9 protein-coding genes and 2 riboswitches are annotated in these 12,869 nt (G+C 69.3%); of the genes, 4 read left to right on the top strand and 5 right to left on the bottom strand.

Annotated features, from left to right (window positions below; genetic code table 11):
- Window positions 1-98: 98 nt before the first annotated feature.
- A complete protein-coding gene (paaP, locus tag LJF27_RS11180) occupies window positions 99-1,709 on the top strand; it encodes an aminopeptidase PaaP (protein ID WP_003101464.1) in 1,611 nt (536 codons plus the stop codon).
- Window positions 1,710-1,795: 86 nt separating this feature from the next.
- On the opposite strand, the gene LJF27_RS11175 is transcribed toward paaP, so the two are convergent.
- From LJF27_RS11175 to LJF27_RS11165, 3 genes are all read right to left on the bottom strand, one after another.
- A complete protein-coding gene (locus LJF27_RS11175) occupies window positions 1,796-2,935 on the bottom strand; it encodes a thiolase family protein (RefSeq protein ID WP_023116989.1) in 1,140 nt (379 codons plus the stop codon).
- Between the two features lie 121 nt (window positions 2,936-3,056).
- Window positions 3,057-3,701: a vWA domain-containing protein gene (locus LJF27_RS11170; protein ID WP_003119819.1), complete on the bottom strand. Its 645-nt coding sequence runs from the start codon at window positions 3,699-3,701 to the stop codon at window positions 3,057-3,059.
- Window positions 3,702-3,721: 20 nt separating this feature from the next.
- A complete protein-coding gene (locus tag LJF27_RS11165) occupies window positions 3,722-4,738 on the bottom strand; it encodes an ATP-binding protein (protein WP_003114001.1) in 1,017 nt (338 codons plus the stop codon).
- 570 nt (window positions 4,739-5,308) lie between these two features.
- Between LJF27_RS11165 and LJF27_RS11160 the strand changes: the two genes are divergently transcribed.
- Window positions 5,309-6,403: a 3-deoxy-7-phosphoheptulonate synthase gene (locus tag LJF27_RS11160; protein ID WP_003114000.1), complete on the top strand. Its 1,095-nt coding sequence runs from the start codon at window positions 5,309-5,311 to the stop codon at window positions 6,401-6,403.
- 28 nt (window positions 6,404-6,431) lie between these two features.
- On the opposite strand, the gene cobN is transcribed toward LJF27_RS11160, so the two are convergent.
- Window positions 6,432-10,178 carry a cobaltochelatase subunit CobN gene (gene cobN, locus LJF27_RS11155; protein WP_023116990.1) on the bottom strand — a complete coding sequence of 1,249 codons (3,747 nt, stop codon included), beginning with the start codon at window positions 10,176-10,178 and terminating at the stop codon, window positions 6,432-6,434.
- A gap of 75 nt (window positions 10,179-10,253) precedes the next feature.
- Window positions 10,254-11,306 (bottom strand): cobalamin biosynthesis protein CobW, encoded by a 1,053-nt coding sequence (gene cobW, locus LJF27_RS11150; protein WP_023116991.1) that lies wholly within the window; start codon window positions 11,304-11,306, stop codon window positions 10,254-10,256.
- A 120-nt stretch (window positions 11,307-11,426) separates the two neighbouring features.
- Window positions 11,427-11,618, bottom strand: a riboswitch (cobalamin riboswitch).
- A gap of 58 nt (window positions 11,619-11,676) precedes the next feature.
- Window positions 11,677-11,827, top strand: a riboswitch (cobalamin riboswitch).
- A gap of 101 nt (window positions 11,828-11,928) precedes the next feature.
- Between cobW and LJF27_RS11145 the strand changes: the two genes are divergently transcribed.
- Both LJF27_RS11145 and LJF27_RS11140 read left to right on the top strand, forming a co-directional pair.
- Window positions 11,929-12,111 carry a CbtB domain-containing protein gene (locus LJF27_RS11145; protein WP_003091059.1) on the top strand — a complete coding sequence of 61 codons (183 nt, stop codon included), beginning with the start codon at window positions 11,929-11,931 and terminating at the stop codon, window positions 12,109-12,111.
- A 17-nt stretch (window positions 12,112-12,128) separates the two neighbouring features.
- Window positions 12,129-12,830 carry a CbtA family protein gene (locus tag LJF27_RS11140; protein WP_003162182.1) on the top strand — a complete coding sequence of 234 codons (702 nt, stop codon included), beginning with the start codon at window positions 12,129-12,131 and terminating at the stop codon, window positions 12,828-12,830.
- Window positions 12,831-12,869 lie beyond the last annotated feature (39 nt).

Here is a 12,869-nt window from a genome sequence, read left to right as displayed (position 1 = left end):
TAGTCTGGCAGTCAGGCCGTGCCCGAGGCGGCATTTCGGGCAATAGCGCCATGCCATCAACGGCTTATCGATCATCGCCTCACAAGGAACGGAGTCTCATGAGCAACAAGAACAATCTCAGATACGCACTCGGCGCCCTCGCCCTCTCGGTTTCCGCCGCATCCCTGGCGGCACCTTCGGAAGCGCAACAGTTCACCGAGTTCTGGACGCCCGGCAAACCCAACCCGTCGATCTGCAAATCGCCGTTGCTGGTCAGCACCCCGCTTGGCCTGCCGCGCTGCCTGCAAGCCAGCAACGTGGTCAAGCGCCTGCAGAAGCTGGAGGACATCGCCAGTCTCAACGACGGCAACCGCGCCGCCGCCACGCCGGGCTACCAGGCCTCTGTCGACTACGTGAAGCAGACCCTGCAGAAAGCCGGCTACAAGGTCAGCGTGCAGCCCTTCCCGTTCACCGCCTACTACCCGAAAGGCCCGGGTAGCCTGAGCGCCACCGTGCCGCAGCCGGTCACCTACGAATGGGAGAAGGATTTCACCTACCTGTCGCAGACCGAGGCAGGCGACGTCACCGCCAAGGTGGTCCCGGTGGATCTGTCCCTCGGCGCCGGCAACACCTCCACCAGCGGTTGCGAGGCGGAAGACTTCGCCAACTTCCCGGCCGGCTCGATCGCGCTGATCCAGCGCGGCACCTGCAACTTCGAGCAGAAGGCCGAGAACGCCGCGGCCGCCGGCGCCGCCGGGGTGATCATCTTCAACCAGGGCAACACCGACGACCGCAAGGGCCTGGAGAACGTCACCGTGGGCGAGTCCTACGAGGGCGGCATCCCGGTGATCTTCGCCACCTACGACAACGGCGTGGCCTGGTCGCAGACCCCGGACCTGCAGTTGCACCTGGTGGTCGACGTGGTACGCAAGAAGACCGAGACCTACAACGTGGTCGCCGAGACCCGTCGCGGCAACCCGAACAATGTGGTGATGGTCGGCGCGCACCTCGACTCGGTGTTCGAAGGCCCCGGTATCAACGACAACGGTTCGGGCAGCGCCGCCCAACTGGAGATGGCCGTGCTGCTGGCCAAGGCGCTGCCGGTCAACAAGGTGCGCTTCGCCTGGTGGGGCGCCGAGGAAGCCGGCCTGGTGGGCTCGACCCACTACGTGCAGAACCTCGCCCCGGAAGAGAAGAAGAAGATCAAGGCCTACCTGAACTTCGACATGATCGGCTCGCCGAACTTCGGCAACTTCATCTATGACGGCGACGGTTCCGACTTCGGCCTCCAGGGTCCGCCCGGCTCGGCCGCCATCGAGCGCCTGTTCGAAGCCTACTTCCGCCTGCGCGGCCAGCAATCGGAAGGCACCGAGATCGACTTCCGCTCCGACTACGCCGAGTTCTTCAACAGCGGCATCGCCTTCGGCGGCCTGTTCACCGGCGCCGAGGGCCTGAAGACCGAAGAGCAGGCGCAGAAGTACGGCGGCACCGCCGGCAAGGCCTACGACGAGTGCTACCACAGCAAGTGCGACGGCATCGCCAACATCAACCAGGACGCCCTGGAGATCCACAGCGACGCCATGGCCTTCGTGACCAGTTGGCTGTCGCTGTCGACCAAGGTGGTCGACGACGAGATCGCCGCCGCCGGCCAGAAAGCACAATCGCGGTCGCTGCAGATGCAGAAGAGCGCCAGCCAGATCGAACGCTGGGGTCACGACTTCATCAAGTAACCGCGACTACCCTGCGCCGGGCCGCCGGCGCAGGTTCCCCATCCAGGCCCGGCTCATCCACCGGGCCTTTTTTCATCGGCGCGCGATCACTCCACCGCTTCCAGCAGGGTCGCCACGCCCTGGCCGCCGGCGATGCACTGGGTGGCGATGGCATAGCGCCCGCCGGTGCGCCGCAGCAACGCAGCGGCCTTGCCGGTGATCCGCGCGCCGGTGGCGCCCAGCGGATGACCGATGGCCAGGGCGCCGCCATCCAGGTTGATCCTGTCCATGTCCAGCCCCAGTTCGCGGATGCAGGCGATGGATTGGCTGGCGAAGGCCTCGTTGATCTCCACCAGGTCGATGTCGGCGATGCCCAGCCCGGCCCGTTGCAGAACCTTGCGCGTCGCCTGCACCGGCCCCATGCCCATGATCTCCGGCGCACAACCGGCCACCGCCACCGCCTTGATCCGCGCCAGGATCGCCAGCCCGTGGCGGCGCGCGAAGTCCTCGCTACAGACCAGCAGCGCGGCGCTGCCATCGGTGAGCGGCGACGAGGTGGCGGCGGTGACGCTGCCGCCGAACGCCGGCTTCAACTGGGCCAGGCTCTCCAGGTTGGTACCCGGGCGGATGCAGCCATCCTCGGCGACCCGGCCGGCGGGGGTGTCGATGGCGACGATCTCCTCGCGCAGCAAGCCGGCCTCGCGCGCGGCGACTGCCTTGGCGTGGGAGCGTACGGCCATCTCTTCCTGCTCGACGCGGCTGACGGCGTAGCGCTCGGCGACATTCTCGGCGGTCTGCCCCATGCTCATGTATACCGCCGGATAGTCCTGCAGCAACGCGGGATTGGGCGACAGGTTGAAGCCGCCCATCGGCACCCGCGTCATCGACTCTACCCCGGCGGCGATGAAGGCTTCTCCGGCGCCCAGCAGGACTTGCCCGGCGGCGTAGTGGACGGCGCTCATGGACGAACCGCAGAAACGGTTGAGGGTCGCACCGCCGAGGCTCTGCGGGAAGCCGGCACGGAAACTGGCGATGCGCGCGATGTTCATGCCCTGTTCCGCCTCCGGATAGGCGCAGCCCATGACCACGTCCTCCAGCAGCGCAGGGTCGAGATCGAGTTTCTCCACCAGCCCCTTGAGCACCGCGGCGGTCAGGTCATCCGGGCGGATATCGACCAGCGCGCCTTTCCTGGCGAAGTGGAACGGCGAACGGGCGTAACCGGCGATAACGACTGAAATCGGCGACATGAGGATATCTCCGTGAGATGGATTGGCTGGATCGCAGGAAGATATTACGCACATAATATTTATTGAATTACAGTCGAAATACAATTTGACCGAAAAAGCCGCAGGACTCGCCGAAACGCCCTCAGACTTCGTTCAATTCACTGATATGCCGATACTCGGCCCCCAGTTCCCGGGCCAGGCGCTCGGCCTTGCCCAGGCGCAACGGGCCGCTTTCGAGGTCGACCAGCAGGCTCGGGCAGGCAGCCTCCGGCAGCGCCGGCCAGTCGCGCAGACGGCCGTCGGTAAGCACCAGCAGACGCTGATGCTCGGCGGGTTTCTGCCGCTGTCGGCGCGCCAGCCAGCCAGCGGCCTGGTGCAGGGCGTCGAGCAGCGGCGTACCGCCGCCGGCGCCCAGCTGGCGCAGCCAGTCCTGCAACTCCCGCGAGGCCTTCTGCCCCTGCCAGAGCCATTGCGCCTGCTGCCCGGTGGCATGCAGCACGGCCAGGCGGATGCGCTGTCGATAAGCCTCCTCGAACAGCGTCGCCAACACTCCCTTGGCCTGGGCCAGGGCGCCGTACCGGCGGGTGCTGGCGGAGGCATCGACGATCACCAGCCAGAGTTCGCCCGGGCGCCGGCTGCGCGGCTGGCGAAGCAGGTCGCGGCGCTGTCGGGGACGTCCGCGCAGCAGGGTCGGCAACCATTGGATGGCGCCCTCCGCACCCTGGCTCAGGGCGCCGCCAAGTCCGCCGCGCAGGGCTCCGGGTCTGCTCCTGGCATCCGCACCCATGACCGAGCGCGGGCGGATGCTCAGGGCTTTTTTGGCCAGCGCGGCAGCTCGCGGGCGGTCCCCATGGCCACCGGCCGAGCCGGCAATTCGCCCCACTGCCCTTCGCCGTCGCCAGTGCGCTCCGGGAGCGCGACAGGGGCCGCCGCGGGCGGTGGCGGTGGATTGGCCGCCGATGGTGGCGGGTTCGACTGGCGACGGCGATGCAGCAGGGCGAAATGTTCCACCGCATCGATGTCCTCCGCCTCGATCCGCTCGCCGCCGCGCCAGGCTGCATGGGCGCGCGCCGCGCGCAGCCAGACCAGGTCGGCGCGCAGGCCATCGACAGCCGCCTCGAAGCAGCGTCGAGCGATGCTGTCCAGCGCCGCATCGTCCAGGGGAATCCGCGCCAGCCGCCGGCGCGCCTCGGCGCAACGGCGGCGCAGGGTGTCCTGCTGGCCTTCCCAGCGTTCGACGAAGGCCTGCGGGTCGGCATCGAAGGCCAGCCGGCGACGGATGATCTCTGCCCGCTCGGCCGGCGGCGGCTGGGTATCGAGGCGCACGTTGAGGCCGAAACGGTCGAGCAGTTGCGGGCGCAGTTCGCCCTCTTCCGGGTTCATCGTGCCGATCAGCACGAAACGCGCCGGATGCCGGTGGGAAATGCCATCGCGCTCGACCAGGTTGACGCCGCTGGCGGCGACGTCGAGCAACAAATCCACCAGGTGGTCCGGCAGCAGGTTCACTTCGTCGACGTAGAGCACGCCGCCGTCGGCCTTGGCCAGCACGCCCGGGGAAAACCGCGCGCGACCTTCGCCGAGGGCGGCGTCCAGGTCGAGGCTGCCGACGATGCGCTCCTCGCTGGCGCCCAGCGGCAGGGTAACGAACTCGCCCGCCGGCAGCAGTTCGGCGACGCCCCGCGCCAGGGTCGACTTGGCCATTCCGCGCGGCCCCTCGATCAGTACCCCGCCGATCGCCGGATCGACCGCGGCCAGGCACAGCGCCAGCTTCAGTTCGTCGGCGGCGACCACGGCGGACAGGGGGTAATGCACGGTAGCGCTCATGGGGATTCCTGCGGCGGACGGACGGAAATACGGACCGCCAAGTCTATCAGGCCGGCGGCGCCGGTATCGAACCGTGAAACAGTCGTTGAACCGGCCGCCTCGCTTGCAGTAAGCTCGGGACTCGTTCACGGGAGAAACCCATGCCGCACACCCGCCATCCGCACCTGCATTCCAGTGCCTCGCGCCCTGGCTTGTCGTTGCGCGCGCGTGCGCCGCAGGCACCCCGTGCCGCGTATTTCTTCGGGTATTGGTTTAGCCACTCCGGCGCCTGATACCCCAACGGCGCCCACGGTATACGGGACGCCTACCCTGCACACGCAAACCCCCGGTCGGCTCCCCGACCGGGGGTTTTGTTTTTCCGGCCAGTTTTTCCGGCCCACAAGGCCACAACCACAGACCAACGCACAGGACATCGATCATGACCGCATACCGCTACCGCACTGGCTACCCGCTCAACACCTGGCGATTTAGCGACGGCCGCCAGCCGCTCGCCAACCCACGACATTGCCGAACACCTCGATAGGGCACGACGCGCGCGGGACGCCCGCCGCCAGCCCAGGAAGCCAGACCATGAACTCATCCGTATCCGCACTGACCACCCTTTCGCCGAACGTCCAGGCCGTCGCCCTGCCCAGCGCCACCGCCCGTACCGCCCTGGAACGCCTGCCCAGCCCGCTCGAACTCAAGGCCCGCCAGCCGTTGCCGCTGGAGCTGGCCAGCCAGGTCGCCGCCAGCCGCGACGCCATCCGCGCCATCCTCGACGGCGACGACCCGCGCCTGCTGGTGGTAGTCGGACCCTGTTCGATCCACGATCCCCGCTCCGCCCTCGAATACGCCGAACGCCTCGCGGCGCTGAGCGACGAACTCGACGGCCAGTTGCTCCTGGTGATGCGCGCCTACGTGGAAAAGCCACGCACCACGGTGGGCTGGAAGGGCCTCGCCTACGACCCGCACCTGGATGGCAGCGACGACATGGCCGCCGGCCTGGCGCTGTCCCGGCAACTGATGCTGGACATGCTGCGCCTCGGCCTGCCGCTGGCCACCGAACTCCTGCAACCTCTGGCCGCCGGCTACTTCGACGACCTGCTGAGCTGGGCGGCGATCGGCGCGCGCACCAGCGAATCGCAGATCCACCGCGAGCTGGTCAGCGGCCTCGGCCTGCCGGTGGGCTTCAAGAACGGCACCGACGGCGGCGTCGGCATCGCCTGCGACGCGATCCGTTCGGCGGCCCACGGCCACCGCCATTTCGGCCTCGACCCGCACGGTCACCCGGCGCTGATCGAGACCCGCGGCAATCCGGACACCCATGTGGTGCTGCGCGGCGGCCGCCACGGTTCGAACTACGGCCCCGAGCAGGTGCAGGCCGTGCGCCAGGCCCTGGAAAGCCAGGGCATCGCCACGCGGATGATGGTCGATTGCAGTCACGCCAACAGCGGCAAGAACCCGCTGAACCAGCCCGGCGTCCTCGCCAGCGTGCTGGACCAGCGCCTGGCCGGCGCCAGCGACCTGGTCGGGGTAATGCTGGAAAGCCACCTGTTCGACGGTTGCCAGGCGCTTGGCGGCGAACTGCGCTACGGCGTCTCGATCACCGACGGCTGCCTCGGCTGGGAAGGCACCGAGCGGATTCTCCGCGACGCCGCCCGGCGGCTCGCCGAGCGGCGCTGAAAGCGGCGCGAGCGGCCATGCCGCTCCGCTATTCCTCTTCGACGTCCAGCAGCAGGTTCTCCAGGGCCTCGCGATAGGCCCCCGGCTCCTGCCAGAGCCCGCGCCGCTGCGCCTCCACCAGGCGCTCGGCCATGTCGCGCAGGGCCTGCGGATTGTGCTGGCGGACGAACTCGCGGGTCTCCGCATCGAGCAGGTAGGCGTCGGCCAGCAGCGCGTACTGGTGGTCGTCGATCAACTCGCTGGTGGCATCGAAGGCGCACAGGTAGTCCACCGTCGCCGCCAGTTCGAAGGCGCCCTTGTAGCCGTGGCGCTTCATCCCGGCGATCCACTTCGGATTCACCGCCCGCGCCCGCACCACCCGGTTGAGCTCTTCCTTGAGCGTGCGGATGCGCGGGTTGTCCGGCTGGCTGTGGTCGCCGTGGTAACTGGCCACCGGCGCGCCGCGCAGGGTTTCCACCGCCGCCAGCATGCCGCCCTGGAACTGGTAGTAGTCGTTGGAATCGAGCAGGTCGTGCTCGCGGTTGTCCTGGTTGTGCAGCACCGCCTGCAGGCGTTCCAGGCGCTGGGCGAAGCGTTCCCGCGCCGGCGTGCCGTCGTCGGCGGCACCGTAGGCGTAGCCGCCCCAGTTCAGGTAGACCTCGGCAAGGTCGGCGCGGGTCTCCCACAGCCGCTCTTCGATTGCGCCCTGCACGCCGGCGCCGTAGGCACCCGGCTTGGCGCCGAAGATCCGCCAGCCGGCCTGCCGGCGCGCCTCCGCCGGCGCCGTGCCCTGCGCCTCGAGGCGCTGGCGCTCCAGGCGTACGCGAGCGGCCAGCGGGTTCAGCTCCTCCGCCTCGTCCAGCTCGGCGACCGCCTGCACCGCCGCATCGAACAGGCGGATCAGGTTGGCGAAGGCGTCGCGGAAGAACCCGGAGACCCGCAGCGTCACGTCGACCCGCGGGCGGTCCAGCAGGGAGACCGGGAGGATCTCGAAATCGGCGACGCGCTGGCTGCCGGCCTGCCAGACCGGTCGCACGCCGAGCAGGGCCAGGGCCTGGGCGATGTCGTCGCCGCCGGTGCGCATGGTCGCCGTGCCCCACACCGAGAGACCGAGCTGGCGCAGGTGATCGCCATGTTCCTGCAGGTGACGCTCGAGCAGCAGGTTGGCCGACTGGAAGCCGATGCGCCAGGCGGTCGGGGTCGGCAGGTTGCGCACGTCCACCGAGAAGAAGTTGCGTCCGGTGGGCAGCACGTCGAGTCGCCCGCGACTCGGCGCGCCGCTCGGACCGGCCGGTACGAAGCGCCCTTCGAGGGCTGCCAGCAGCCCGTCGATCTCGGCCCCGCCACAGGCGTCCAGGGTCGGTGCCACCTGTTCGCACAAGCCGCGCAACACCTCGCCGCTGGCACGCCAGGTGGCAGGCGGCGATTCGCCGCCCAGGCAGCGTTCTATCCAGTGCAACGCCAGCAATTCCAGGCGTTCGCGGGTATCCCCGAGAGTACGCCAGGGCTCCCCGCCCCGCTCTTCCAGGCAGGCCGGCCGCGCGCCCTGCCAGGCCTCGCCCATGTCGCAGGCCAGCGGATCGAAGCCCAGGCCAAGGTCGTCCGCCAGGCTCTTCAGCAACCCGGCGTTGGCGCCCTTGCCATCGCCGCGCGGAACCCGCAGCAGCGCCAGCAGGGTATCCAGGCGCAATCGCCCGCTCGGCGACTCGCCGAACACATGCAGGCCGTCGCGGATCTGCGACTCCTTCAGGTCGCAGAGATAGGCGTCCAGCTGCGGCAGCCAGCTGTCCGGATCGTCGCTGAGCTGCAAGCCGATCTCGCGGTCGAGACGGTTGTCGCGCAGGAGGACGAGAATCTCGCCGCGCAACTGTTCGGCGCGGCGCGGGTCGAGCAGCGAGGCATCGTAGAACTCGTCGGCCAGGCGCTCCAGGTCGCGCAGCGGGCCGTAGCTCTCGGCGCGGGTCAGCGGCGGCATCAGGTGGTCGATGATCACCGCCTGGGTGCGGCGCTTGGCCTGGGCGCCCTCCCCCGGATCGTTGACGATGAACGGATAGATGTTCGGCAGCGGACCGAGCAACGCGTCCGGCCAGCATTCGGCGGACAGGCCGACTCCCTTGCCCGGCAGCCATTCCAGGTTACCGTGCTTGCCGACGTGCAGCAGGGCATCGGCGCGGTAGGCGTGGCGCAGCCAGAAGTAGAACGCCAGGTAGCCGTGCGGCGGCACCAGGTCGGGATCGTGGTAGACCGCCGCCGGATCGAGCTGATAGCCGCGCGCCGGCTGGATGCCGACGAAGGTCAGGCCATAGCGCAGGCCGGCGACCATCATCCGTCCGTCGCGGAACATCGGGTCCTGTTGCGGCTCGCCCCAGCGCGCCAGCACCGCCTGGCGATTGCGCTCCGGCAGGCGTGCGAAGCAGGCCAGGTAGTCGTCCAGCGCCAGGCTCTGGGCGCAGGGCCGTAGGTCGAGATGCTCCAGGTCGTTGCTGACGCCGCCGAGCAACTGGCGGATCAGCTCGGTTCCGCTGGCGGGCAGTCCGTCGACCGGATAGCCCTGCTGGCGCAGGGCACGAAGGATGTTCAGCGCCGCCGCCGGGGTGTCCAGGCCGACGCCGTTGCCGATCCGGCCATCGCGGGTCGGGTAGTTGGCCAGCACCAGCGCCACCCGTTTTTCCGCGTTTGGCTTGCGCGCCAGCTCGGCCCAGCGCCGCGCCAGTTCGGCGACAAAATCCATGCGCTCGTCGTCGGCGAGATAGCAGACCACGTCGCTCTCGCTGCGTTCGCTGCGCCAGGCCAGGCCCTTGAAACTGATCGGCCGGGTGACGATGCGCCCGTCCAGCTCCGGCAGCGCCACGTGCATGGCCAGGTCGCGCGGCCCCAGGCCTTGCGGGTTGTCCAGCCAGAGCGGGCGGTTGTCCAGCGAGCAGATCGCCTGCAACACCGGCACGTCGCGACGGAACGGACGCAACTCGGGCGCCTCCGGATTGGACTGGGCGAAACCGGTGGTATTGACGATCAGCGCGGCGTCGCTGCGCTCCAGCCAGTCTTCCACCTGCGCCAGGCAGGTGCTTTCCTTGAGGCTGGCCAGCGCGATCGGCAACGGGTTGAGCCCCTGCGCCGCGAGGCGTTCGCAGAAGCGTGCGATGAAGGCGGTGTTGGCTGCCTGCAGGTGGGTGCGATAGAACAGCAACGCGACCACCGGACGCCCGGCCTGCCAGTCGGCACGCCAGTGTTCCAGGGTCGCCTCGGCATGCCGTGGATGGAACAGCGCCACCCGCGGCAGCGCCTGCGGTTCGCGCCAGGCGTAGTCGCGGCCGAGGCACTGGCTGGCCAGGCAGCGGTAGAACTGCCCGGCGTTCTCCAGGCCGCCCTGGCGCAAGTATTGCCAGAAGCGCTCGGCCTGCTCCGCCGGCAGGTTGCCGAGGGCGCTCAGCTCCGGGTCGGGGCGGTCGTCGCCGGGCACCGGGATCAGCAGCGCGCCGCGCTCGGCCAGCGCCACCAGTTGCTCCACGCCGTAGCGCCAGTAGCCGATGCCGCCGTGCAGCGAAAGCAGGATCACCCGCGCGTGCCGCAGCACTTCCTCGACGTAGAGGTCCACCGAGGCGTGGTTCTGCAACTGCATGGGGTTGGCCAGGCGCAGGCTCGGGTAGTCGTCCGGCAGCGCACGGGCGGCCTCGGCCAGCAATGCGAGGTGCGAATCGCCGCTGCAGAGGATCACCAGCTCGGCGGGAGTCTGGGCCAGGTGGGCGATGCCGTCGTCGGGAACGAAGCCGCCGGGTTGGGTGCGCAACAGGTGCATGGACGTTCTACCGGTAGGACGCAAGAAGCTGGGGCCGGCGAATCGCCATCGCCGGCCCCGGCCGGGGATCACGGATCAGGCAAGCGCTGTGCGCAGCTGGTTGGCAATGGCGGCCTGGTCCAGCTCCTGGCCGATCACCACCAGCCGGGTGCTGCGGGCTTCGTCGGCCAGCCACTTGCGGTCGAAATGCCTGTCGAAGCGCTTGCCGACGCCCTGTACCAACAGGCGCATGGGCTTGCCCGGAATGGCGGCGAAACCCTTGATGCGAAGTATGTCGTGACGCTCCACCAGCTCGCCGAGGGCCTCGAGCAGCGCAGCTTCCTCCACCTCGGGGAGATCGACGTGGAAGGAGTCGAACTCGTCGTGGTCGTGGTCCTCGTGGCCTTCGTGGTCGTGGTGGGTCGGCCGGCCGTCGATGTGCAGCTCGGCCTCGGCGTTGAGTCCCAGCAAGACCGGCAGCGGCAGCTCGCCCCGGCTCGCCTCGACGATCTTCACCGCCGCCGGCAGCTCCCCGGCGATCTCCGCGCGGACCCGCGCCAGGGCCTCGGTGTCGAGCTGGTCGGCCTTGTTCAGGATCACCAGGTCGGCGCTGGCCAACTGGTCCTCGAACAGTTCGTGCAGCGGCGATTCATGGTCGAGGTTGGGGTCCTGGCGGCGTTGCTGGTCCACCTGCTCGGGATGGGCGGCGAAGGTGCCGGCCGCCACCGCCGGGCTGTCGACCACGGTGATCACCGCGTCGACCGTGCAGGCGTTGCGGATTTCCGGCCACTGGAAAGCCTGCACCAGCGGCTTGGGCAGGGCCAGGCCGCTGGTCTCGATGAGGATCTGGTCAAGGTCGCCGCGGCGCGCCACCAGCTCGCGCATCACCGGGAAGAACTCTTCCTGCACGGTGCAGCACAGGCAACCGTTGGCCAGCTCGAAAACGCGGCCCTGCGCCTCTTCTTCGCTGCAGCCGATGGAACATTGCTTGAGGATCTCGCCGTCGATGCCGAGTTCGCCGAACTCGTTGACGATCACCGCGATGCGCCGGCCTTCGGCGTTGTCCAGCATGTGCCGGAGCAAGGTGGTCTTGCCGGCGCCGAGGAAGCCGGTGACGATGGTGACGGGGAGTTTCGCCAGGGTTTTCATGGGCAGCCCTTGTTCAGCTCGGCGGGCATGCGGACGAGTGGCGCGGACGCAGGGGCCGCGCAACGGATTCGCCACCGGATCACCCCGCCCGGTTGTATGGAAGTCTTGTCCCCGGGCATCGCGCCACGGGATCGACGAGGCAGGTCTCCTGGCTCACGGTCTGGCGTCTCCGCCGGTTCCCCGCCTTCCCGCGTCACGCAGTGGCATTGGGGAACGATCGCCGTTCACAGTTGCGGGGGCAGCCGCGGCATCGACCGCGTTCCCTCTTAGCCCCGCCGTCGCCGGCGAGGAACCTCGAACCGGCAAGGCTACGCAGTGCGCGGGCCAGGGTCAATCGGGCCGGTTGACGCCCGGCGGTCCTTCATGCTGTCCTAGGCGGGTTGTCCCAGGTGTCTCGTGCCGGCGCGCACGAGGTGAAACGGGAAGCCGGTGACGCTCTCCGAGCCAGTCCGGCGCTGCCCCCGCAACGGTAAGCGCATCGCGCGCGAGCCCGGAGACCGGCCTGGAACCTTTCGTTTGATTCACCCGCGGTGGGCGGGCGCAAGCGTGAAGCGGGCCGTCCGGGCCTGTTCCTCGTGCGTACTCCTCTGCCACGCCCATGCCAATCCAGAGGGAACGCACCATGTCCAGCAGCACCCTGGCGCACGCCAGCTCCACCACCTCCCTGTCGAAGCGACTGAGCCTGGCCATCGGCGCCGGCCTGCTCGGCGCGCTGCTGGTCTATTTCGCCGGTTTCTCGCACATCGACGCGGTACACAACGCCGCCCACGATACCCGGCACAGCTCCGGCTTCCCCTGCCACTGAGTCGCGAGGGAACCAGAATGATCAAGCGCATCGCCCAGACCGCCGGCTTCGCCGGCCTGCTCGCCGCCCTGCTGCTGACCCTGCTGCAGATTCTCTGGGTCACCCCGCTGATCCTCGAGGCGGAGACCTACGAGAAGAGCGAGCCGGTCGCGGCCCAGCCCCACGAACACACCCCCGGCGTCGCCGCCCATGTCCACGACGAGGAGGCCTGGGAGCCGGAGGACGGCTGGCAGCGTACCCTCTCCACCACCGGCGGCAACCTGGTGGTGGCGGTCGGCTTCGCCCTGATGCTCGCCGGCCTCTTCACCCTGCGCGCGCCGGGCCAGACCTGGCAGGGCCTGCTCTGGGGCCTGGCCGGCTACGCGGTGTTCTGCCTGGCGCCGTCGCTGGGCCTGCCGCCGGAGCTGCCGGGTACCGCCGCGGCCGACCTGGTGCAACGCCAGTACTGGTGGATCGCCACCGCCGCCGCCACCGCGGTGGGCCTGGCCCTGCTGGTGTTCGGCGGCAACTGGCCGCTGAAGCTGGTCGGCGCCGTCCTGCTGGCGCTGCCGCACCTGTTCGGCGCGCCGCAGCCCGAGGTCCATGCCAGCCTGGCGCCGGAAGCCCTGGCCCAGCGTTTCGTGGTCGCCTCGCTGGTCAGCAATGCGCTGTTCTGGGCCGCCCTCGGCCTGGCCGCTGCCTGGCTGTTCCGGCGCAACCGGGGCGGCGTCGACGCCTGACCGCCTGCCACCCGCGACCCTTGCCGGTCGCGGGTCCAT

The sequence above is a fragment of the Pseudomonas sp. 203-8 genome (assembly GCF_020708595.1).
Taxonomy (GTDB): domain Bacteria; phylum Pseudomonadota; class Gammaproteobacteria; order Pseudomonadales; family Pseudomonadaceae; genus Pseudomonas; species Pseudomonas aeruginosa.
This window is presented reverse-complemented; position numbering and strand designations above follow the sequence as displayed.